A 20,735-nucleotide genomic window follows, 5' to 3' on the forward strand; every position below is an offset into this window, starting at 1 on the left:
GTGAGGGCATGACCGTCGCTACAGCGCGGATCGGCGGTACGGCGCATAGTCCGCCTGCCACCACGTCTTCTCGATACGCGCCATCAACGTCTCATCATCTATCGCCGGTGCCACGCCCTGTTCAATCGCAGCCCGGGCGACGGCGACGGCAATCTGGCGTGAGACCGTTTCAATCTGATCTACCGGCGGCAGCAATCCACCTTTTTCCGTGGTGACCAGAGGAGACTGCGCGGCCAGGCTGCGGCTAGCTGCCATCAGCATCTCTTCCGTGACCCGGCGCGCGTTACAGGCCAGAACGCCCAGCCCCAGACCAGGGAAGATATAGGCGTTGTTACACTGGGCAATCTCGTAGTGTGCATTCTCCCAGAATACCGGCGCGAACGGGCTGCCGGTGGCCACCAGCGCGGCTCCCTGGGTCCAGGCGATAAGATCCTGAGGCTGGGCCTCCGCCCGCGACGTCGGGTTTGAGAGCGGCATGATAATCGGACGCGGGCAGTGGCGATGCATCTCTTTGACAATCTCTTCACTGAACAGCCCGGGCTGGCCTGAAACGCCGATCATCACCGTAGGATGCGCGTTCTTCACCACGTCCAGCAGGGAAATATTCTTCGCGTCTACCTGCCAGCGGCTTACGGCGTCGCGCGCGGTAAGCAGGTTTTTCTGGAAATCGAGCAGGTTGGTCATGTCGTCGGTCAGCAGGCCGAAGCGATCGACCATGAAGATCCTGCTGCGGGCTTCGGACTCGGTCAGGCCGTCATCGACCATCAGCGCCACAATTTTTTCAGCGATCCCGCATCCCGCAGAGCCGCTGCCGAGGAAGACCACGCGCTGATCGCGAATGCGCGTGCCCGCCGCGTGGGCCGCTGCGATCAGCGTACCTGCGGTGACCGCTGCCGTGCCCTGGATATCATCATTGAAGCAGCACAGCTGGTCGCGGTAGCGCTGGAGCAGGCGAGTTGCGTTTTTCTGCGCAAAGTCTTCAAACTGCAGGAGAACATTGGGCCAGCGTGCTTTCACGGTGCTGACAAACATATCCATAAACTCAGCGTATTGGTCGTCGCTGATGCGCGGATGACGCCAGCCCATGTACATCGGGTCGTCGAGGTGTTGCTGATTATTGGTGCCGACATCCAGCATAATCGGGAGGGTAGAGGCCGGATGGATCCCCCCGCAGGCGGTATACAGCGACAGCTTACCAATCGGGATGCCCATACCGCCGATACCCTGATCGCCAAGCCCTAAAATACGTTCCCCGTCCGTCACCACAATCACGCGAACGTCGTTGCGTGAAAAACTTTGCAGCATCTCATCAATACGATGACGGTTAGGCCATGAAATAAACAAGCCGCGCGCGCGGCGATAAATCGTAGAGAAATGCTCGCAGGCTTCACCGACCGTCGGGGTATAGATAATCGGTAACGTCTCTTTCAGATGCGAACGCAAGAGATTGTAAAAGAGAGTTTCATTGGTGTCCTGAATATTTCGCAGATAAACATGACGCGAGATATCGCTTTTAAAATGACAGAACTGTACCCAGGCGCGCTCGGTTTGTTCTTCAATGGTTTCAACGTTGTGCGGCAATAACCCATGCAGATTAAAATTATCACGCTCTTCTTTAATAAAAGCGAGTCCTTTATTTAATAGCGGATTCTCCAGCAATACGGCCCCATTGTAAGGGGTGTACAGAACTTCTTTCCGGGACATGGTTAACTCCTGAATTTTTTATATAAAACAGATTAAGAGATGAAATAGATCATAATGCCTTCGGTCACGACCCCGACGGCAGTACCAATTAATATGGAAGAGGATGCGGTATCGATATAGGTATCGCTGCGTAAAGCAAACATCCCCGCGGCAATAGCGGAAGGCGTTGCGCCAATAATTACGACCTGCTGCAGTAAGGTATGACTCAGGCCAAAGGCGATCCCTGCGGCGGCCATCATTGCCGGCTGAATCAGGTTTTTAATACTGATATTGGTAAATGTCTGCACGTTCAGTTTTGGACGTTCACCGTAAAACAGCAGGCCGAGGGCAAACAGGGACAGTCCGCCGGAAACCTTGCCAACCATCTCAATAGGCATGCTGAGAATGGAAGGGATTTGCACACCGGCGAGACTGAGCAAGACGCCGGAGACCGGGATCCAGACGATAGTGTTGCGAGCCGCTTTGATGAGGTTTTGTACGATCATCGCCCCCGGGTGCAGCGCCTCCAGGCCATCATGACCGTTTTTATCACCCATACGAATCAGGACGATAGTCAGAGGGATCATGATAACGCTGGTGATAATGTTACCTATCAGCACACCGATAAATCCTTCCGGCCCAATCAATACCGCCAGGACCGGCGCGCCAAAGTAGGCCATATCAGGAAAGGCGCAAACCAGAGACTGAATGGCGCTGGTTTTGATATCGTGGCGAAAAACATAGCGTGAAATAAACAGCGTCAGTAAATACGACCCCATTAAACCGACAACCAGGACGGCCATAAAGGTCAGGTTTTTAATTTTATTGGGATCGGTATGCAATGCACCAATGAAAAGATGAAAAGGAAGGGCGAAACGAATCACCACGGTTGCCATGACGTTTGCATCTTCTCGCCGGGAATATCCCAGCTTTCCACTTAGCCATCCAAGTAACATAATAAAGACGAGCGGAAACAGTGACTGTAATAGTAATGAAGGCATAGTATTTCCTGTAGGGTATTTTATGTGTTTTATTGCAGCGCTAATCTAGCGCTTAGATAGCAGGGCAGGAGTGACAAGTGTCACACTCTCTCTGGTTTTATTAATTTCAAAAAGATTGCATTAGTTGGATAAGTAATACTTTCGTTAAAAATTGATAAGACGCAAGAATGCGACATGAGTTGCCATAAATAACTTTAGTTACTTAATGCTGAATTAAGTTATTTAAAGGCAAAGAGCCGAATTGTTCACATTTCTCCCTGCAGGTCCGTGATAATTTCACCCTGAGCCTGTTTTTAGAAAAGGCCATCTAAATCATTATTTATATTTAAGAACATTTTTTCGTATCAGGAATAGTTTCAGTTATTCCTTTCTCTGTATATCCGAACACAATTTTCAGGTGATTATATGAAAGATAATCCTGTACCGACTTCTGAGCTGTCTACCTCGCGTTTTGCCTTTGGGCTCAACAATACCGAGGTGGGTACGGTCCCGCTGATGCTGTTCGTCGGGATTGCCGCGATTGTGGCGACATCCGCCTGGGCAGGGCTGCTGCCAAAAAATATGATAGGTGGCCTCGCGGTGATCATGACCCTCGGTTTCGCGTTTGCGAAAGTAGGGCGTCAAATCCCGGTGCTGAAAGATATCGGCGGCCCGGCGATCCTGTGCCTGATGGTGCCCTCCGTGCTGGTCTATTTTGGTGTATTCGGGAAACATACCCTTGATACCGTGCATCTGCTGATGAAAGAGGCGAACCTGCTCTATTTCGTGATTGCCTGCCTGGTGGTCGGCAGCATTCTGGGGATGAACCGGGTGCTGCTGATCCAGGGGATGATGCGCATGTTTGTTCCGCTGGTGGCGGGAACATGCATGGCCGTGCTGAGCGGCCTCATTGTGGGCTCACTGTTTGGTTATACGCCTTACCACACCTTCTTCTTCATCATTGTGCCCATCATTGGCGGCGGAATTGGCGAGGGCATTTTGCCGCTGTCCCTGGCCTATTCGGCAATACTGGGGCAGACGCCGGACGTGTACGTTGCGCAGCTGGCACCCGCTGCGGTCGTCGGGAATATCTTCGCCATTATTTGTGCGGGCTCGCTGGCGCGTCTCGGCGCGAAACGTCCTGCGCTTTCGGGAAATGGCATGCTCACGCGGAGTAAAGACGACGCCAGCCTGTTTGCCGGAGCGCAAAGCACGCAGCAGACGGATTTTCATCTGATGGGCGGCGGGTTACTGATGGTGTGCGCATTTTTCATCGTCGGCGGATTGTTTGAAAAACTGGTCCACATTCCGGGCCCGGTGCTGATGATCCTGATTGCTGTTCTGTGTAAATACTTCAGGGTGATCCCGGCCTCAATGGAGCAGGGCGCGCACAGTTGCTATAAATTCGTCTCGGCTGCGCTGGTCTGGCCGCTGATGATCGGCCTCGGGATGTTATACGTGCCGCTTGAGAGCGTGGTGTCGGTGTTCTCGGTAGGATACGTGGTGGTATGCGGTTCGGTTGTGATTGCGATGGCGCTGAGCGGCTACTTTATCGCGTCGCGTCTGAATATGTATCCTGTGGAAGCGGCCATTGTAACCTGCTGCCACAGCGGGCTGGGCGGAACGGGGGACGTGGCCATTTTGTCCGCGTCTAACCGGATGTCGCTCATGCCGTTCGCGCAGATCGCCACCCGCATCGGCGGCGCGTCGACGGTGATTTTCGCCACGCTGCTGATGGGCTGGATTATGGCACACTGATTCGAAACGTCAGGATACTGAATCGCAACGACATTTTCAGGATGTCGCTGCGGTTCAGTCCTTTATAAATATCACCGTACTGTATAGAATTACCGCATCCACAGCGACGGGATACCACACGATGACCGGAAGAGTTGATTATCAGATTGAAAAATATCTCCTTACCGAAGCCGCCGAGCCGGAGCGCCTGACGCGCCAGTGGGCGGAGGTGATGGAAGAGTGTCGTGAGCAAAAGTCCGGGGCAGAGGAGCGGTTGCGTCTCGCGTTGCTTAATGTGGATTACGTCACCAGCTTCGAGCTGCCCTTCAGGCTACTTCTCACCCGTGCGCCCCAGTTAATAGACGTTGTCAGAAAAGAGCTTCAGCTCAGTCAGAAAAATGTTCTGTTTAACGGCAAGCGCTTTGGCTGCGTCTATAGCCTGAAAAGGGATCTCGATGGAATACCTGACGAGTTTACCTATCAGCTGAAAACGCGGATCCAGCGCAGTGACGCGACAGGATGTAATGAAGTGCCTTACAGGCAAATTGCCCAGCAGGTCAAAGCCCCAAAGGAACGTCTCAAGCTGGCGCTGGAAAACGGCCTGTCTGTGACGGCACTCGACGGGCTTTTCTGGTTTGGCATTCAGCGCATCGCGGCGGATGTACAGAGGTTAAGGAAAATGGGCGTGAGAATTGTGACGTCGGAGACCGAAGTCTTTGATACGCTGACAAAGACCAGCCGACGGATCCCCGTATATAGCCTTGCTCGCCCGGAATGAGTATTCGCTGCTGACCGGTCGACGCATCAAACATGACGGAAAATGGCGGCCAGTTTTTTTACAGCGTCTTCTATTTCCCTTTCCGTGTAAGCAGCAAATCCCATCAAAAAACCGGTGGACGCGGGGGGACCTGCATATAAATCGGTGAGCCCAAGTATATCAACACCCGCACGGCGAGCGGCGGTTGCTATCTCTTTCTCGGATATTCCGTGTTTCAGATGACAAGGCATTTGCATTCCCCCCGCTGGTGTTTCACACGCAACATACTCAGAAAGATACGCATCCATCAGGCTTGCCAGCGTGTCGCGACGAGCAACGTAAATACTCCTCATCTTACGAACATAGGCACCAAAATGGCCTCCCTCCAGAAATTTAGCCAGCGTCAGCTGGGTTATTGAGGCGGTGTGACCATCCATCAATGTCCTCGCCATGGTAAAGGGCTCTGTCAATTCTGAGGGAACGATCATGTAGGCAATACGCAGCCCGGGGAACAGAGACTTGGTGAACGTGCCGATATAAATTGTCCGGTTGTACGTATCAAGCCCCTGAAGACTGGCCATAGGCTTACCTTCGTAGTGAAACTCACTGTCATAGTCATCCTCAATGATCCAGGCCCCGTAACGGTTTGCCCATTTGACAACTGACAGTCGTCGGTCAAGAGAGAGCGTCACCCCGGTAGGGTACTGATGAGAAGGCGTAAGGTATATCGCCCTGGCTGGCTCGGTCAGAGAATTAAGACCGTCAACCGAGATGCCTTTTTCATCAAGAGGAACCGGAATGCAGCGAAGTCCTGCGGCGTTGAACGCTTTGTGTGCCCCTTGATAGGAGGGATCTTCAATGACAATCCCGTCTCCGGCATCCATCAGCACGTGGGAACAGAGCGCAAGCGCCTGTTGAGAACTTGTCAGAACGATGATCTGTTCTGCCCTCGCACGCGTTCCGCGCTCCAGGTTGACATATTCCGCAATGGCCCGTCGCAGGTGCTCTATACCCTGTGGTGGACTTTGCTCTAATGCCTGATGCTGAAACTCCTTCAGGACCTGTCGCTGAAGACGCTCCCAGGTTGAAATGGGAAACATGCGGGTTTCAGGAATGCCGGGCGCAAGGGGACGAGGGGAGGAAAATTCGCGGATCCCGCCGCTTTCATAAACGATCTTTCCTCGGACGCTGAGTTTTGCTTTTCGTATCTCAGCGGTTGGCTGATGCTGTCGAGGATGGGGTTTTAAAAAGCGCGCGCTGGAAGAGACGAAGCTCCCTCTGCCTGTTTGTCTCTCAATAAACCCTTCGGCATGCAGGCTGGAGTAGGCCGCTTCTATGGTATCCCGGGAAACGCTGAGAGAAGCGGCCAGAGCGCGTGAAGCAGGAAGGGCCTTACCGTGAGATAGTACCCCTTCCAGTATCAGCGTCCGTATTGCTCTCTGGATCCTTTCATGAAGCGGTAGCGATCCGTTAGCGGGGTCGATAATCCATGCCTTAACCGTTTCAAGCTGCGCGTGCTTAAACATTACGTTGTCCACTTTTCCTCTGTGTCTCTTGATTCTAAAGCAATACTGCATGCAGCAGGATGAAAAATTGGTCTGCTTTGATGGCGAGAATTGGCGGGGCAAAACGTGCCATTCAGCGAATACACTCTTCCTGAAACGAATAAACGGGTGAGAGAAGAGGCAATATGAACAGTACGATCGTGACAATTGAGGCAGTTAAAGAACGTGATTTTGAAAGCTGGATGCCACTATGGGGAAAATATCAGGCGTTTTACAACGTCGATCTGTCCGGGGCGATTACAGAACGAACCTGGCAACGATTTTTCAGCCCCGTTGAGCCGCTATTCTGCGTGGTGGCACGATGTAATGGAGAAATAGTGGGTTTTGCGCATTATCTCTTTCACCGTTCGACCTGGGCTGAGAGCGATTACTGCTACCTCGAAGATTTATATGTCTGCGAAGCTGTCAGGGGCAAACATATTGGCAAACAGTTAATAGAATATGTTCAGAGAGAAGCCAGAAAACATCATGCCAGTCATCTTTACTGGCATACGCATGAAGCCAACTATCGCGGGCAACGATTGTACGACTGGATTGCGAAAAAAAGTGGAATGATTGAATATCGTATGCAGGTAAGGTAAATCCCTTTGCTGACGATATGCCCCTTACATCATTAAGGGGCTTTAACCCGATATGCTCTTATGATTTAGCCTGTAAAAGTATCGCCATCAGCCCCGGAAAGCGGGCATCCAGATCCTCTCTGCGCAATGAAATCATGTTTTCTCGTCCCTGCGGACGCTGCCAGATCACGCCGCTGTCGCGCAATACGCGCCAGTGATGGGTCATCGTAGACTTCACCACATCTTCCGGGCGCAGCGCGTTACAGCTGAGTTCGCTGCCATCGGCCAGCCGGCGAATTATCGACAGCCGGAGCGGGTTGCCGAGGGCAAACAGCACATTTTCCAGCAGTATTTGTTCAGTTTCAGGGTGGTTTGGGATCATCGTTTTCCTGCGTATGGCGTCAGATTGAGCTATATCAACAATAGGTCAATCGTTAAAAAATAGTTCGATAATACTCGTACAATAGGACTATTATAGCAAACGAACGAATGCACGACCATCCTGGTCGTCACAGACAAGTCATAAGACTTAAGGAAATATCATGCCCCGACCCATCCCTCTCGAACGTTATCGCAACATCGGTATCTCCGCGCATATCGATGCCGGTAAAACCACCACCACTGAGCGCATCCTGTTTTATACCGGGATGAGCCACAAGCTGGGTGAAGTACACGATGGCGCGGCAACCACTGACTGGATGGCGCAGGAGCAAGAGCGCGGGATCACGATTACCTCCGCGGCGGTCAGCTGCTTCTGGCCGGGTATGGACAGAGGATATGAGCCGCACCGGATTAACATCATCGACACCCCGGGGCACGTGGATTTCACCATTGAAGTGGAACGTTCCATGCGCGTACTCGACGGTGCCGTGATGGTGTATGACTCCGTGGGCGGTGTGCAGCCGCAGTCAGAAACCGTCTGGCGTCAGGCCAATAAATATCACGTTCCGCGACTGGCCTTCGTCAACAAAATGGACCGTCCGGGTGCCGATTTCTTCCGCGTCGTGCGGATGATGCAGGAACGCCTGAAGGCCAATCCGGTGCCGATTGTCATCCCGGTGGGTGCTGAAGATCACTTCACCGGCGTGGTGGATCTCATCAAGATGCGCACCATTCTGTGGGACGATGCGACGCAGGGCATGGTGTTTACCTATGCGCCCGTGCCGGATGATTTAGTCAGCACCGCCCGGGAATGGCGGGAAAAAATGGTCTCTGCGGCGGCGGAAGCCAGCGATGAACTGATGGATAAGTACCTGGAGACGGGCGACCTGACGGAAGCGGAAATCATCAAAGGGTTGCGTATTCGCACCATCTCGGGCGAAATCCAGCCGATGCTGTGCGGCAGCGCGTTCAAGAATAAAGGCGTACAGCGCATGCTCGATGCGGTTATTGAGCTCATGCCGTCGCCGCTGGACGTGCCGGCCATTGATGGCGTGGATGAAAAAGGGCAGCACGCCGAGCGTCATCCGAGCGATGATGAGCCGTTCTCGGCCCTGGCGTTCAAGCTGATGAGCGACCCGTATGTCGGGCAGCTGACCTTTATCCGCGTGTACTCTGGCGTGCTGCGCAAAGGCGACGCGGTGTACAACCCGGTGAAAGGGAAGAAAGAGCGTATCGGACGTATTGTGCTGATGCATGCCAACGATCGCCACGAGGTGGACGAACTGCGTGCCGGGGATATCGCGGCCTGTGTCGGGCTGAAAGACGTGACCACCGGCGACACGCTCACCGATCCGAACGCCGTCATTACGCTTGAGCGTATGGAGTTCCCGGATCCGGTGATCTCGCTGGCGATTGAGCCGAAAACCAAAGGCGATCAGGAGAAAATGGGGATTGCGCTGCAGCGTCTGGCAGCGGAAGACCCGTCTTTCCGCCTGCATACTGACGAAGAGTCCGGCCAGACCATTATCTCCGGGATGGGTGAGCTACACCTCGAGATTATCGTCGACCGCATGAAACGTGAGTTTGGCGTCGAGGCAAATATTGGTCGTCCGCAGGTGACCTATCGTGAAACCCTGCGTAAAACGGTGAAGGATATCGAAGGCAAATTTGTCCGTCAGTCCGGCGGTAAAGGCCAGTACGGTCATGTGGTGCTGAGCCTGGAGCCGCTGGAGCCCGGAAGTGGTTTTAAATTTGAAGATGCCACTAAGGGCGGCGTGGTGCCGCGCGAGTATATCCCGTCCGTTGAGAAAGGACTGCGGGAAGCAATGAACAGCGGGGTACTGGCGGGCTATCCGGTCGTCGATGTCAAAGCGACGCTGACGTTTGGCTCGTATCACGATGTCGACTCCTCGGAGATGGCCTTCCGCATGGCGGCGATCCTCGGTTTCAAAGAGGGCGCCCGCAGGGCAGATCCGGTGATCCTTGAGCCGATCATGCACGTGGAGGTGGAAACACCGGAAGAGTACGCCGGTAACATTATGGGCGATCTCTCTTCACGACGCGGCATGGTGCAGGGGATGGCGGAGCAGTACGGCAGCCAGATTATTCGTGCTGACGTGCCGCTGGCAGAGATGTTTGGCTATGCCACGACATTGCGCTCGATGTCCCAGGGACGCGCGACGTATACGATGGAGTTCCATCATTTTGCGGAAGCCCCGCGGAATGTTGCGGATGAGATTATTTCACGGCGTGCGAAGTAGTTAATGAATTGCACACGGTAGCCGCTGGGTTACCGTGTGCTTTTGCCGCTGTAGCAGAGGGCTTTCATATCCGATTATTACTTGATCAGCGTGGCCGATCGAACTTTCCATTTCCCTTCTTCCTGAACGAGACAATCTGCTACAACGTGATTTTGTTTCTTACCAAATGCGAGATAGACGTTTGTGCAAACGGCATCAAAATCAGAGTGTAAGACGGTTATCTGATTCCAGTCTTCATCCCAGTCCTGCGTTTTGATGAACATATCAGCATCGGGCATGTCTTTTTCGTTACTGTCTCCTGAGTACATCTCCTTAATTGCATCAATTGTCCCAGAGGCAACGTATTCATTCATAATGTCTGGATTCAGCACTGGTGGTTTGTCCTGATTCAGCTGAGCGATATACCATTGATTGAATTTAAGCGCAGCCTGGCCTGGGGCATAGTCAGTTTGGGCGACTGCGAACGGAGAGAGGGCAAAAAGAAAAAAGCAGAGTATTTTCATTAGTCGTGCCTGAACAATTCGTAATGAGGCTGTATGTTTCGGTAAGCCTGTCCCGGATACAGGGTGCGTTGTACAAAATCGCTTATCCACTGCTGGCCATCATAAATGCAAACGTGCCCGCTATCGTGACCCACTATATTTTGGATAACGGCTACGTCTCCGGCATGAGGTTGATCGTATACCAGGCGGAATCCAGCGTTGACCAATGTACGCCCCATATCTTTTGCCAGACGCGTATTGGGAATTTTTAATTTTCCCCCCGTTCTGATCGCTTCGGTGACGTAGCGAGCACAATAACCGGTGCTCTTCGGTTGGGCGTGTGATTTGGCATAGGAGATTGCGCCATCTTTATTCCATGACATTGATATTTCCTTAACGGGAGAGTGCTAATGCAGCAACTCCGGAAATATCCTCCGTTTTACAACGCAAGAGTAAACATAAAATGCCATAGAAATTTAATATAATTCAGCCATATATGATTTAAACAATCAATCCAGCGCCTTCACCATCTTCCCGCTCGCCACAAACGTCCCGGCCCCAAGATGATGCAGGGTATTGAGCTTATCCCCATCAAACTGCCAGCGTCCGGCGATAAACGCCCGTTCATCCGCTGCCGCTGAAACTACTTCGCCAAACAGGGTGTCGTATTTCTCTGCCGCGGAGGTCACGGGTAATAACCGGCATTCCATCCACGCCAGGCATTTCTCTTCAATGACCGGCAGGCCGAGCTCCGGGCCATTCACCACCGGGATCCCATAGCAGTTGAATTTGTCCTCATCGCGCCCGCTGACGCTGCCGACCGCGTAAGTCCAGTTGGCCGCCGCCACGCCGGGGATGACGATGCCAAATTTCCCACTGCGTTCAATCAGCTCGCGCGACCAGGTACTTTTGTCCACCACGATTGCGATGCGCGGCGGCTCAAACTCAACGGGCATTGACCATGCGGCGGCCATCACGTTGCGTCTGTCGAGGCTTTCATCCCGACTGGTGATAAGCACAGTAGGGCCGTGGTTCAGCAGACGGCTGGCATGACGTAATTCAACAGGGCGAAAGTGGCTCATAGGATCTCCTCATCTACATCGATGAGTATGACGAAAAAGCACGTAAATCAAAGTGAGTGCGTAAAATTAGTTTATAAACAGAACATCACAATCAAAGGAAACTGATTAATGTCCCCATTCCTGACCGCCTATTTCGCCCGCATCGGCTGGACGCAACCGACCGCTGTTGATATTGATACCCTGCGCGCGCTGCATTTACATCACAACTGTGCGATCCCTTTTGAGAATATGGATGTCGTTCTGCCACGCGAAATCCAGCTTGACGATCGGTGCCTGGTCGACAAGCTGGTCTCCGCGCGCCGCGGAGGGTACTGCTTTGAGCAAAACGGTCTGTTCGAACGCGTATTGCGTGAGGTCGGGTTTACCGTGCGTAGCGTACTGGGACGCGTGATATTAGCGAATCCACCGCAAATGCCGCCGCGCACGCATCGCCTGCTGCTGGTTGAGCTTAACGGCGAGCGCTGGATTGCGGACGTGGGGTTTGGCGGCCAGACGCTGACGGCGCCGATTCGTCTGCTCGCCAGTGAAGAACAAGAGACGCCGCACGGGCTGTATCGTCTGCTGAGCGAGGGTAACGACTGGGTGCTGCAGTTCCGTCACCACGAGCACTGGCAGTCGATGTACCAGTTTGATTTGACGACACAGTATTTCAGTGATTACGTGATGGGGAATTTCTGGTCAGCGCACTGGCCGCAGTCGCACTTCCGTCATCATCTGTTGATGTGCCGCCATCTGCCTGACGGCGGCAAGCTGACGTTAACTAACTTCAACTTTACCCACTGGCAGAATGGCCATGTGAAGGAGCAGATCCACTTGCCGGATGCTGAGGCGCTTTACCAGTTGATGCGGGAACGCTTTGGGCTGGGCGTTGACGATCCTAAGCACGGTTTTTCACTTGCAGAGTTGACTGCGGTGATGGCCGGTTTCGATACACATCCTCAGGCGGGAAAATAATGCGGAAAGGGGCCTCAGCCCCTTTGTCGTATCATGGCTTACAGTTGAGTAAACTTGCCGATCCACGGGCTGTTGTTTTCCGCTGACCAAAGTTGAACAAGCAGCTCTCTGAATTTTTCCGCCGCCGGGCTGAGAGGGGTTTCCCGGCGCTGTACCAGCCCCAGCGTTCGTCGGATAACCGGTTCTATCAGCGGGCGGCTGACAAGGACATGATGTTCATCGGTTGGCATCGCCAGACTCGGCACAACAGACACCCCGAGACCCGCCTCTACCATTCCCAGTGACGTTGACAGATGACGCACCTCGTAAAACCAGTTCGGTTTCCAGTCCATCTTTTCGAAAGCCTGATCGATAAGCGAACGGTTTCCGCTGGAGCGCCTGACGCCAATTAGCTTCATGCCAGCAAGATCGTCCCAGGTGACCAGCGGTTTTTTTGCCAGCGGATTATCCCGTCGGCATGCCAGGACAAAGGGTTCGTTCACCAGCGGCGCAAAATCGATATTAGGATGTGTGATGTTTATCATATTTATGCCGAAATCTGCGTCGCCATTTAACACCGCTTCGAGACAATCGCTGGCGCTGTGCTCAAGTATGCGAATACGGATGTTTGGGTAGTCATTGTTATAATCTCGTATCACGGAAGGCAGAAAATAGAACGCGGCAGTCGGAATACAGGAAACGGTAATAACCCCTGCCTGATGCGTCGCCATCTCTTTAATACTCAGGATCGAGCTTTCATAAAAATCGATTAAATTCTTTGCCTTAGGTAAAAATTCCCGTCCCACAGTTGTGAGCTTAACGCTGCGCGTGGAACGTTCAAACAGTGTTGTCCCTAGGCTCTCTTCCAGCTTCTGAATTCTGCGTGTTAAAGCAGGTTGTGAAATGTGAAGAAATTGAGACGCCTTTGTAAAACATCCGATTTCTGCAATTTTTACAAACGCTTGTATTCCCTGTAATTCATGCTGCATATCCACACCTGATTATTGTTTTCCTAAATCCACGATAACGTAAGGGCTATTAATACGCAAAGCGTATTAATCCTGCTTTTTTCGACATTAGAGTTATCAACAGGAGTGTGAAAACCTAATTGCGTTCCTGATAAACGCGAAATGAGAAAAAGACATGTTAAAGATCCCTTGCGTATTAATGCGTGGCGGTACCTCAAAAGGCCCGCTCATTCTGGCCAGCGACCTGCCAGCGGAAACCGAAGCGCGTGATGCAGTTTTACTCAGCCTGATGGGCGCTGGGCATGAACTCGAAATTGACGGTATTGGCGGGGGAAGTCCGCAAACCAGTAAGGTGGCGATCGTCAGTCCGTCCGACAGTCCGGACGCGGATGTGGATTATCTGTTCGCACAAGTGATGGTGAACGAACGTCGCGTTGATACCACGCCGAACTGCGGCAATATGCTCTGTGCCGTGGGCCCCTTTGCCATTGAAAAGGGACTGGTAAAGGCGCAAAGCCCGGTGACGACGGTGCGTATCCGCAATCTGAACACCGGAACGCTGGTCGATGCCGAAGTACAAACGCCTGAGTATCGCGTCGTTTATGAAGGCGAAACTCAAATCGACGGTGTCCCGGGTACTGCGGCACCGATAGGCTTAACCTTCCTGAATTCTGCGGGTTCCAAAACGGGAAAACTGCTGCCGACCGGTAGCGTGACAAACGTGTTCGACGGTATTGAAGCCACCTGCATTGATATGGCGATGCCGATGGTTTTGATTGACGCGTCGGCGCTGGGCAAAACAGGTGGGGAGTCACCTGCAGAATTAGATGGCGATAGGGGGTTTAAGGAAAGGCTGGAGAACCTGCGCCGTCAGGCTGGCGCGGCGATGGGCTTAGGGGATGTATCCAACAAAGTGATCCCTAAACCGGTTCTTCTTAGCCGGGCGCGTAACGGCGGAACGCTTCAGGTGCGTTATTTCATGCCGCATACCTGCCATAAATCACTGGCGATTACCGGCTCGATTGGTATTTCGACCGCGACGCTTATTGAAGGCTCCGTCGCCGCGAAAATTGTTGCCGATCGTCCAAAGGAATGTTTTACCAACATTATCGATATTGAACACCCAAGTGGAAAAATATCGGTGTCATTGCTAAGAGAGGATGACAATATCGAAAATACCCGTGCAGCGGTTATTCGAACTTCACGAAAGTTATTTGAAGGTGTTGTTTGCGTACCTGAAAAAATGCTCTCTGAAGTTGATTGAATAAAGTCTCAAATAAAAAACTAACCATCTTAAATAATACATTCTGTACCTTAACTATAATACTGAGGTTATTATGGCGTTAACGCATGCTAACAATACCCTGAAAGCACCCGATCCGGCAAAAGCAAGCGCAAATATTCGCGTGATTCTGGCCCTGGCTTTATCCGGGCTTGCGGAACTGGCTTCGTTGTTTTTTATCCAACCACTGCTCCCGATGCTTGCTGTGGAATATAATGTCCCGGTCAGCCAGGTGAGTATTATCTTATCCGCAGAAACGGCATTGCTGGCAATTGGACTGCTGTTTACCGGAACATTATCCGATCACTATGGCAGGAAGCGGTTAATTATTGTCTCTCTTCTGTTGGGCGGCATTCTGACGCTGCTCTGCCCGCTGGTTCAATCCTGGGCAATGCTGGTGGCGCTGCGTGCGGTGATTGGTCTGGCACTGAGCGGCATCGCAGCGGCAGCAACGGCCTATATCAGCGAAGAGGTCGCACCGGTGGCGGCAGGCATCGTGACGGGATACTTTGTTTTCGGTAACTCAATGGGCGGCATGTCCGGGCGTATTGTGGCTAGCCAGCTGATCGACCATGTTTCAATCAATGTGATCTTCTACGGGTTTGCGGTCAGTCTGATTGCAGTTGCCATTCTGGTGAAGTTCCTGCTGCCGGAATCGAAAAACTTTACGCCTACGCAGAACCTTAACGTTATGCGTATGGTGAAAGGGGCGGCATCGCATTTCAAAAACAAAAATCTGGCGCTGGCGTTTGTCATCAGCTTCATTATTTTCGGCGCATTTACCTCACTGTATAACTATCTGGCCTTCTTCCTGAAAGGCGAGCCGTTCCATATTTCACCGGCAAACGCGGGTCTGCTCTCCTTTAGCTTCGCCCTGAGTTTCTTTACGGCGCCACAGGCTGGTCGTTTATCGGCAAAATATGGCGCAATGAAAGTCTTGCGCGTGCTGTTCCTGGTGATGGCCTTAGGGATGCTGCTGACGCTGACGTCGAATGTCGTCACCTTTATTGTTGGCGCTGTGATTTTTACCGGCTGTTTCTTCGGCTGCCATTCTATCGGTTTAAGCTGGGTCAGTAAAAATGCCACGCACGCAAGAGGCCAGGCCGTCGCGCTCTATTTATTCTTCTACTACATGGGCGGTTCGGTGATTGGTTTTATCAACGGTTTTGTCTTCCATTCAATGGGCTGGCAGGGAATGACCGGATTTATTCTGGCATTACTTGGCGTTGGCGTAGTCGTGGCTACGTATCTGGCATCCGGTAATAAGCAGGTACTGGTTCCAGCGCAGTCAGCAGAATAAATAGCATGACAATGTGTTCACGCCCTGGGTGTGAACACAGAATGAGTACGAATATCAATCAGGTATCATTATGAAATTAGCAAGTTATATTCATCAGGGCCGCAAAAGCTACGGGATTTATACGCAACACGGCATTATCGATTTGGGTAATAAAATCGGCCATCAATATGCGACATTGAAAGATCTCCTTCAATGGGATGCGGTCGAGGTTGCCAGACAATATCACGATTACCCTGTGGATATTATGCCTGAAGACATTACCTTCCTGCCCGTTATAGAAGAGCCTGGAAAAATTTTCTGCGTGGGAATGAATTACGCTGAAAAACGAAAAGAGTTTGCTGAGACGAATAATGCGCCGACGCTCTTTATTCGTTTTCCAGACTCGCAAACGGGCCACGCGCGGCCAGTCATGAAACCAGTTCTCTCAAGTGAATTTGATTATGAAGGTGAGCTGGCTGTCATCATCGGCAAGTCTGGCAGCGGCATTGACGCTAAAGAAGCGCTCAGCCATGTCGCGGGCTACAGCTGCTATATGGACGGCTCCGTCCGCGACTGGCAGCACGCCTGGTTCACCGCCGGTAAAAACTGGAAGCAGACCGGCGCCTTCGGCCCCTATATGACCACGGCGGATGAGATCCCCGATCCTCACGCGTTGACCATCCACACCTGGCTGAACGGCATGCTGGTTCAGAATGATTCCACCGGCAGCATGATCCACAAAGTCGCGGATCTCATCGCCTATATCAGTACGTTCACCTCCCTCAGCGCCGGGGACGTCATTATCACCGGCTCGCCCGGTGGCGTCGGGAAAAAACGTAATCCGCCTCTGTTTATGCGCGATGGCGATCGTGTCGAAGTCGAAATCGAAAACATTGGCCGCCTGATGAACACCATCGTGGAAGCGCAACCCCAGCAGCAAGAATTGACCGTCTAAACGCTCAGGAGAGAGACGATGTACACCGCCACAGCGCCAGAATTTGAGGTGATTAACGCCGGTAACGCGAAGGCCAGAGAGGAGGTTGCCTGTTTTCTGGCCCGCAACGGTTTAGGCATTGATAACGATATCGAGCAATTTATCGTTGCGCGCGATCGGCGTCAGCTTGTTGCCTGCACCGGTATTGCGGGTAACACGCTAAAGTGCATTGCCGTGGATGCCGTGTGGCGGGGCACGTCGTTAAGCCTGACGTTAATTCATGAGGCCGAGCTTCTGGCGGCACAAAACGGCGAACATCAGCTCTTTCTTTTTACCTGCCCGGATAACGTAAAGTCGTTTCGCGGATGCGGGTTTTACCCGCTGGTGACAGTCGAGAATTGTGCGGCATTAATGGAGAATACGCCGGTCGGTATTCATCGTTACTGCAGCCAGCTGCGTCGCCATCATTTCGTGCCGGGGAAAAACATTGGCGCGATCGTGATGAACGCCAATCCATTCACCCTGGGCCATCAATATCTGATCGAGCATGCGGCACGCCAGTGCGACTGGCTGCATGTTTTCGTTGTTCAGGAAGATGTCTCCACTTTTTCGTTTAAAGAACGGTTTGCGATGGTCAGGAACGGAACGCAGCATCTCCCTAATGTCACGGTTCATCCGGGGTCTGCGTATATTATTTCCCGCGGCACATTCCCGGGCTATTTCCTGAAGGATAAGCAGGTTATTGATAAAGCCTACGCTGCCATTGATCTCATGCTTTTCAGAAATTACATCGCCCCCGCGCTGAATATTAACCATCGTTTTGTCGGTACCGAACCGTTTTGCCCGTTAACCGCGGAGTATAACCGGGCGATGCATCGCTGGCTGGAAGATGAAACGAGTACGGCGGCCCGTATTAGTGTGCACGAAATAGAAAGAAAAACGGATGGCAATAATGTTCCGGTGTCGGCTTCAGCCGTTCGTCGTTTATTGAATGAAAACAAAATCTCTGCCGCCAGCCGTATGGTGCCGGCCACCACGCGCGCGTTTCTGAATAAAGAGGTACAGCATCAGTCTTGTTTATCCGAACCGATGTCGGCAGCGGTTTAACCGCATGATCACAGGAAAATTGATATGAAAATTGTGCAAGCCGCAATGGCGGGGACGCTGGAGTCCAGCGACCTGATGGTGAAGGTGAGTCCCGTCGAGAGCGGGCTGGATGTGGTCATCCAGAGCGAAGTGTATAAGCAATTTGGCGAACGTATTACAGAGGTTGTCAATGAAACCCTGGCTTCGTTCAACATCGAGCAGGGGCTGATCGTCGTTGATGATAAAGGCGCGCTGGATTGCGTGATCCGCGCCCGCGTGCAGGCAGCTCTGCTCAGAGGAATGGCCCGGGAAGACATTACATGGGAAACGTTATAATGAAAAAGTTACGCCGCAGTATGTTATTTATTCCCGGTTCAAGTGCCGCCATGCTTTCGACGGCATTTATCTATAAACCTGACTCCATTATGTTTGATCTGGAAGATGCCGTCGCGTTAAAAGAAAAAGACAGCGCCCGTCTTCTGGTATTTCATGCCCTGCAACATCCTATGTACAACGATATTGAAACCGTTGTCAGAATTAATCCTTTGAATACGCCTTTTGGATTAAAAGATCTCGAAGCCGCCGTCAGGGCGGGTGTCGATGTCATTCGTTTACCCAAAACCGACTCCCCGGAAGATATTCATCAGCTCGAACGTGAAATCGTCCGCATCGAAGAAACCTGTGGACGTCCCGTTGGCTCAACCAAATTAATGGCGGCGATAGAATCTGCCGTGGGCGTGATTAACGCTGTCGCCATTGCGAAGTCCTCCGACCGGTTAATGGGTATTGCGCTGGCCGCCTTTGACTACGTGATGGATATGCAAACCGAGCGGGGCGACGGGACAGAGCTCTTCTATGCCCGGTGCGCCGTATTACATGCCGCGCGCGGGGCCGGTATTGACGCCTTCGACGTGGTATACGCCGATGTGAATGATGAGGCCGGTTTCCTGAAAGAAGTGGATCTCATCCGCCGGATGGGCTTCAACGGAAAATCACTGATTAATCCGCGCCAAATTGAAATTCTTCATAACGCCTACGCGCCAACGCAGGAAGAAGTGGACTACGCCGAGCGCGTGATTGCCTCCGCAGAGGAGGGGGAACGCAACGGACTGGGGGTGATTTCGCTGAACGGCAAAATGATCGATGCGCCAATCATCAACCATGCCCGCGTGGTGATCGAACGCAAAAATGCCTCCGGCATTCGTCAGTAATCCCCTATTGCAAGCGACAGGATGAACAATGAAAAACCTAACTGAAACCCTGCATCACATTCCTGGCTCTCGCCGTGAATACGTCGCCTTCAGCGGCGCTAACGCGACGACGCCTTATCTTGCTGACAGCCAGCAAAAGTCACAGCGCAAACTGTTTGCCAGCGTGGACGAGGTGCTGGCCCGCTGCGATCTGCATGACGGCATGACCGTGTCTTTCCATCACGCCTTCCGCGAAGGGGATAAGGTTATCAATTACGTGATGGACAAACTGGCTCAGCGCGGCCTGAAAGGCATCACGCTCGCGTCCAGCTCATTAATGTCCTGCAATACGCCGCTTATAGATCACATACGTAATGGCGTGATCGGCAAAATCTACACCTCCGGAATGCGCGGCGAACTGGCGGATGCGATTTCGCACGGGCTGATGGACGAGCCGGTACAAATCCACTCCCACGGCGGGCGGGTAAATTTGATTCAGAAGGGCGAAATTGCCATTGATGTCGCGTTTCTGGCGGTCTCGTGCAGCGACGAATATGGCAATGCCAGCGGCAACGGCGGCACATCGCAGTGCGGCTCTCTCGGCTATGCGATGGTCGACGCAAAATATGCCAGAAAGGTGGTTTTGCTTACCGAAACCCTGAAGCCGTTCCCCAACCTGCCCGCCAGTATTATTCAGGATCAGGTTGACTATGTGGTGCAGATTGAGAGCGTCGGTGACCCGGCAAAAATCAGCGTAGGTGCCGCCAGGGTCACCAGTAATCCGCGCGAGCTGATGATTGCCCGCTCTGCTGCCGACGTTATCGAACACTCCGGCTATTTCCGCAACGGCTTTTCGATTCAGACCGGTTCAGGGGCGGCGTCAACCGCCTGTACACGGTTTATGGAAACCCGGATGCGCAAACACAATATCGTTGCCCGCTTCGCGCTCGGCGGGATCACCGGCAGCATTGTCGATCTGCATCAGAAAGGGTTAATCGAGAAGATCCTCGATACGCAAAGCTTTGACGGCGCGGCGGCAGCCTCTATGGCGGTCAATCCCGAACACGTGGAAATTTCCACCAACGTCTATGCGAACCCAGCTGCAAAAGCTGCCTGCTGCGACAGGGTGGACGTGGTCATCCTCAGCGCGCTGGAGGTGGACACTCAGTTCAACGTCAATGTCCTGACCGGCTCCGACGGCGTGATGCGCGGTGCGTCGGGCGGACACTGCGACGTCGCCGCGGCGGCCAATCTCACCATTGTGGTTGCCCCGCTGATCCGCAGCCGCATTCCTACCGTCGTCAGGCAGGTCACGACTCTGGTGACGCCGGGCGAAAGTATTGACGTTTTGGTTACCGATCACGGTATTGCCGTGAATCCGGCGCGCCCGGAAATTCGCGAACGCCTGATTAACGCCGGGCTGACCGTCGTAGACATCGACGCCCTGTATCAAAAGGCGCTGCTCATCTCGGGTGAACCCAAGCCTGTTGAGTTCACTGACCGGATCGTCGGCGTGGTGCGCTACCGCGACGGCAGCGTGATTGACGTGGTTCGTCAGGTGAAGGAGTAATCGTC

20 protein-coding genes are annotated in these 20,735 nt (G+C 52.8%); 12 read left to right on the plus strand and 8 right to left on the minus strand.

Annotated elements, in window-relative coordinates:
• Nucleotides 1-18 precede the first annotated feature (18 nt).
• Both BM007_RS00840 and BM007_RS00845 read right to left on the minus strand, forming a co-directional pair.
• A complete protein-coding gene (locus BM007_RS00840; RefSeq protein ID WP_090416776.1) occupies nucleotides 19-1,704 on the minus strand; it encodes an NAD-dependent malic enzyme in 1,686 nt (561 codons plus the stop codon).
• 32 nt (nucleotides 1,705-1,736) lie between these two features.
• Nucleotides 1,737-2,684, minus strand: a complete 948-nt coding sequence (locus BM007_RS00845) for an AEC family transporter (protein ID WP_090416778.1) — start codon at nucleotides 2,682-2,684, stop codon at nucleotides 1,737-1,739.
• A gap of 405 nt (nucleotides 2,685-3,089) precedes the next feature.
• Here BM007_RS00845 and BM007_RS00850 point away from each other — a divergent pair, with 405 nt between their 5' ends.
• Entirely contained in the window at nucleotides 3,090-4,421 is a 1,332-nt protein-coding gene (locus BM007_RS00850) for a 2-hydroxycarboxylate transporter family protein (protein ID WP_033145663.1), read from the plus strand.
• 121 nt (nucleotides 4,422-4,542) lie between these two features.
• Complete coding sequence (locus BM007_RS00855; RefSeq protein WP_024909594.1) at nucleotides 4,543-5,178, plus strand: ECs1377 family protein; 636 nt, start codon at nucleotides 4,543-4,545, stop codon at nucleotides 5,176-5,178.
• A gap of 26 nt (nucleotides 5,179-5,204) precedes the next feature.
• Here the strand turns inward: BM007_RS00855 and BM007_RS00860 are convergent, their stop codons facing one another.
• Nucleotides 5,205-6,683 carry a MocR-like pyridoxine biosynthesis transcription factor PdxR gene (locus BM007_RS00860; protein WP_090416780.1) on the minus strand — a complete coding sequence of 493 codons (1,479 nt, stop codon included), beginning with the start codon at nucleotides 6,681-6,683 and terminating at the stop codon, nucleotides 5,205-5,207.
• Nucleotides 6,684-6,847: 164 nt separating this feature from the next.
• Here BM007_RS00860 and BM007_RS00865 point away from each other — a divergent pair, with 164 nt between their 5' ends.
• The gene (locus BM007_RS00865) at nucleotides 6,848-7,303 is read left to right on the plus strand and encodes a GNAT family N-acetyltransferase (RefSeq protein WP_090416782.1); all 456 of its coding nucleotides are present in this window, start codon (nucleotides 6,848-6,850) and stop codon (nucleotides 7,301-7,303) included.
• 58 nt (nucleotides 7,304-7,361) lie between these two features.
• Here the strand turns inward: BM007_RS00865 and BM007_RS00870 are convergent, their stop codons facing one another.
• Nucleotides 7,362-7,664, minus strand: a complete 303-nt coding sequence (locus tag BM007_RS00870) for an ArsR/SmtB family transcription factor (protein WP_024909591.1) — start codon at nucleotides 7,662-7,664, stop codon at nucleotides 7,362-7,364.
• A 160-nt stretch (nucleotides 7,665-7,824) separates the two neighbouring features.
• Between BM007_RS00870 and fusA the strand changes: the two genes are divergently transcribed.
• Complete coding sequence (fusA, locus tag BM007_RS00875; RefSeq protein WP_032647431.1) at nucleotides 7,825-9,924, plus strand: elongation factor G; 2,100 nt, start codon at nucleotides 7,825-7,827, stop codon at nucleotides 9,922-9,924.
• Nucleotides 9,925-10,001: 77 nt separating this feature from the next.
• Here fusA and BM007_RS00880 read toward each other — a convergent pair whose 3' ends face one another.
• The 3 genes from BM007_RS00880 to BM007_RS00890 all read right to left on the minus strand — a co-directional run bounded on the left by BM007_RS00880 (nucleotide 10,002) and on the right by BM007_RS00890 (nucleotide 11,488).
• Nucleotides 10,002-10,427, minus strand: coding sequence for a DUF3828 domain-containing protein (locus BM007_RS00880; protein ID WP_090416784.1), 426 nt, complete (start codon nucleotides 10,425-10,427; stop codon nucleotides 10,002-10,004).
• Nucleotides 10,427-10,789, minus strand: coding sequence for a hypothetical protein (locus BM007_RS00885; RefSeq protein WP_024909588.1), 363 nt, complete (start codon nucleotides 10,787-10,789; stop codon nucleotides 10,427-10,429). The genes BM007_RS00880 and BM007_RS00885 overlap by 1 nt, the downstream gene beginning before the upstream one ends.
• A gap of 126 nt (nucleotides 10,790-10,915) precedes the next feature.
• Nucleotides 10,916-11,488, minus strand: coding sequence for a flavin reductase family protein (locus tag BM007_RS00890; protein WP_033145657.1), 573 nt, complete (start codon nucleotides 11,486-11,488; stop codon nucleotides 10,916-10,918).
• A 108-nt stretch (nucleotides 11,489-11,596) separates the two neighbouring features.
• Here BM007_RS00890 and nhoA point away from each other — a divergent pair, with 108 nt between their 5' ends.
• On the plus strand, nucleotides 11,597-12,442 hold the full coding sequence (nhoA, locus tag BM007_RS00895; RefSeq protein WP_090416786.1) for an N-hydroxyarylamine O-acetyltransferase: 846 nt from the start codon (nucleotides 11,597-11,599) through the stop codon (nucleotides 12,440-12,442).
• Between the two features lie 38 nt (nucleotides 12,443-12,480).
• Here the strand turns inward: nhoA and BM007_RS00900 are convergent, their stop codons facing one another.
• Entirely contained in the window at nucleotides 12,481-13,410 is a 930-nt protein-coding gene (locus BM007_RS00900) for a LysR family transcriptional regulator (protein ID WP_090416788.1), read from the minus strand.
• 154 nt (nucleotides 13,411-13,564) lie between these two features.
• Between BM007_RS00900 and BM007_RS00905 the strand changes: the two genes are divergently transcribed.
• The 7 genes from BM007_RS00905 (at nucleotide 13,565) to citF (ending at nucleotide 20,730) form a co-directional block, all read left to right on the plus strand.
• Nucleotides 13,565-14,653, plus strand: coding sequence for a 4-oxalomesaconate tautomerase (locus tag BM007_RS00905; protein WP_090416789.1), 1,089 nt, complete (start codon nucleotides 13,565-13,567; stop codon nucleotides 14,651-14,653).
• Nucleotides 14,654-14,726: 73 nt separating this feature from the next.
• Nucleotides 14,727-15,971 (plus strand): MFS transporter, encoded by a 1,245-nt coding sequence (locus BM007_RS00910; RefSeq protein ID WP_032647424.1) that lies wholly within the window; start codon nucleotides 14,727-14,729, stop codon nucleotides 15,969-15,971.
• 70 nt (nucleotides 15,972-16,041) lie between these two features.
• Complete coding sequence (locus tag BM007_RS00915) at nucleotides 16,042-16,905, plus strand: fumarylacetoacetate hydrolase family protein (RefSeq protein ID WP_090416791.1); 864 nt, start codon at nucleotides 16,042-16,044, stop codon at nucleotides 16,903-16,905.
• A gap of 18 nt (nucleotides 16,906-16,923) precedes the next feature.
• Entirely contained in the window at nucleotides 16,924-17,991 is a 1,068-nt protein-coding gene (gene citC / locus BM007_RS00920; protein WP_090416792.1) for a [citrate (pro-3S)-lyase] ligase, read from the plus strand.
• 24 nt (nucleotides 17,992-18,015) lie between these two features.
• Nucleotides 18,016-18,306: a citrate lyase acyl carrier protein gene (gene citD / locus BM007_RS00925; protein WP_032647419.1), complete on the plus strand. Its 291-nt coding sequence runs from the start codon at nucleotides 18,016-18,018 to the stop codon at nucleotides 18,304-18,306.
• Nucleotides 18,306-19,181: a citrate (pro-3S)-lyase subunit beta gene (citE, locus tag BM007_RS00930; protein WP_090416793.1), complete on the plus strand. Its 876-nt coding sequence runs from the start codon at nucleotides 18,306-18,308 to the stop codon at nucleotides 19,179-19,181. Before citD ends, citE begins: the two co-directional genes overlap by 1 nt.
• A gap of 28 nt (nucleotides 19,182-19,209) precedes the next feature.
• A complete protein-coding gene (gene citF / locus BM007_RS00935) occupies nucleotides 19,210-20,730 on the plus strand; it encodes a citrate lyase subunit alpha (RefSeq protein ID WP_090416795.1) in 1,521 nt (506 codons plus the stop codon).
• The last annotated feature ends 5 nt before the right edge of the window (nucleotides 20,731-20,735 follow it).

Origin of the sequence: Enterobacter sp. NFIX59 (assembly GCF_900113755.1) — a bacterium.
Classification (GTDB): domain Bacteria; phylum Pseudomonadota; class Gammaproteobacteria; order Enterobacterales; family Enterobacteriaceae; genus Enterobacter; species Enterobacter pseudoroggenkampii.

What these genes read in the sequence shown, in the direction of transcription:
- BM007_RS00840 (WP_090416776.1), bottom strand. Translation starts at nt 1,704, where the DNA reads ATGTCCCGGAAAGAAGTTCTGTACACCCCTTACAATGGGGCCGTATTG.
- BM007_RS00845 (WP_090416778.1), bottom strand. Translation starts at nt 2,684, where the DNA reads ATGCCTTCATTACTATTACAGTCACTGTTTCCGCTCGTCTTTATTATG.
- BM007_RS00850 (WP_033145663.1), top strand. Translation starts at nt 3,090, where the DNA reads ATGAAAGATAATCCTGTACCGACTTCTGAGCTGTCTACCTCGCGTTTT.
- BM007_RS00855 (WP_024909594.1), top strand. Translation starts at nt 4,543, where the DNA reads ATGACCGGAAGAGTTGATTATCAGATTGAAAAATATCTCCTTACCGAA.
- BM007_RS00860 (WP_090416780.1), bottom strand. Translation starts at nt 6,683, where the DNA reads ATGTTTAAGCACGCGCAGCTTGAAACGGTTAAGGCATGGATTATCGAC.
- BM007_RS00865 (WP_090416782.1), top strand. Translation starts at nt 6,848, where the DNA reads ATGAACAGTACGATCGTGACAATTGAGGCAGTTAAAGAACGTGATTTT.
- BM007_RS00870 (WP_024909591.1), bottom strand. Translation starts at nt 7,664, where the DNA reads ATGATCCCAAACCACCCTGAAACTGAACAAATACTGCTGGAAAATGTG.
- fusA (WP_032647431.1), top strand. Translation starts at nt 7,825, where the DNA reads ATGCCCCGACCCATCCCTCTCGAACGTTATCGCAACATCGGTATCTCC.
- BM007_RS00880 (WP_090416784.1), bottom strand. Translation starts at nt 10,427, where the DNA reads ATGAAAATACTCTGCTTTTTTCTTTTTGCCCTCTCTCCGTTCGCAGTC.
- BM007_RS00885 (WP_024909588.1), bottom strand. Translation starts at nt 10,789, where the DNA reads ATGTCATGGAATAAAGATGGCGCAATCTCCTATGCCAAATCACACGCC.
- BM007_RS00890 (WP_033145657.1), bottom strand. Translation starts at nt 11,488, where the DNA reads ATGAGCCACTTTCGCCCTGTTGAATTACGTCATGCCAGCCGTCTGCTG.
- nhoA (WP_090416786.1), top strand. Translation starts at nt 11,597, where the DNA reads ATGTCCCCATTCCTGACCGCCTATTTCGCCCGCATCGGCTGGACGCAA.
- BM007_RS00900 (WP_090416788.1), bottom strand. Translation starts at nt 13,410, where the DNA reads ATGCAGCATGAATTACAGGGAATACAAGCGTTTGTAAAAATTGCAGAA.
- BM007_RS00905 (WP_090416789.1), top strand. Translation starts at nt 13,565, where the DNA reads ATGTTAAAGATCCCTTGCGTATTAATGCGTGGCGGTACCTCAAAAGGC.
- BM007_RS00910 (WP_032647424.1), top strand. Translation starts at nt 14,727, where the DNA reads ATGGCGTTAACGCATGCTAACAATACCCTGAAAGCACCCGATCCGGCA.
- BM007_RS00915 (WP_090416791.1), top strand. Translation starts at nt 16,042, where the DNA reads ATGAAATTAGCAAGTTATATTCATCAGGGCCGCAAAAGCTACGGGATT.
- citC (WP_090416792.1), top strand. Translation starts at nt 16,924, where the DNA reads ATGTACACCGCCACAGCGCCAGAATTTGAGGTGATTAACGCCGGTAAC.
- citD (WP_032647419.1), top strand. Translation starts at nt 18,016, where the DNA reads ATGAAAATTGTGCAAGCCGCAATGGCGGGGACGCTGGAGTCCAGCGAC.
- citE (WP_090416793.1), top strand. Translation starts at nt 18,306, where the DNA reads ATGAAAAAGTTACGCCGCAGTATGTTATTTATTCCCGGTTCAAGTGCC.
- citF (WP_090416795.1), top strand. Translation starts at nt 19,210, where the DNA reads ATGAAAAACCTAACTGAAACCCTGCATCACATTCCTGGCTCTCGCCGT.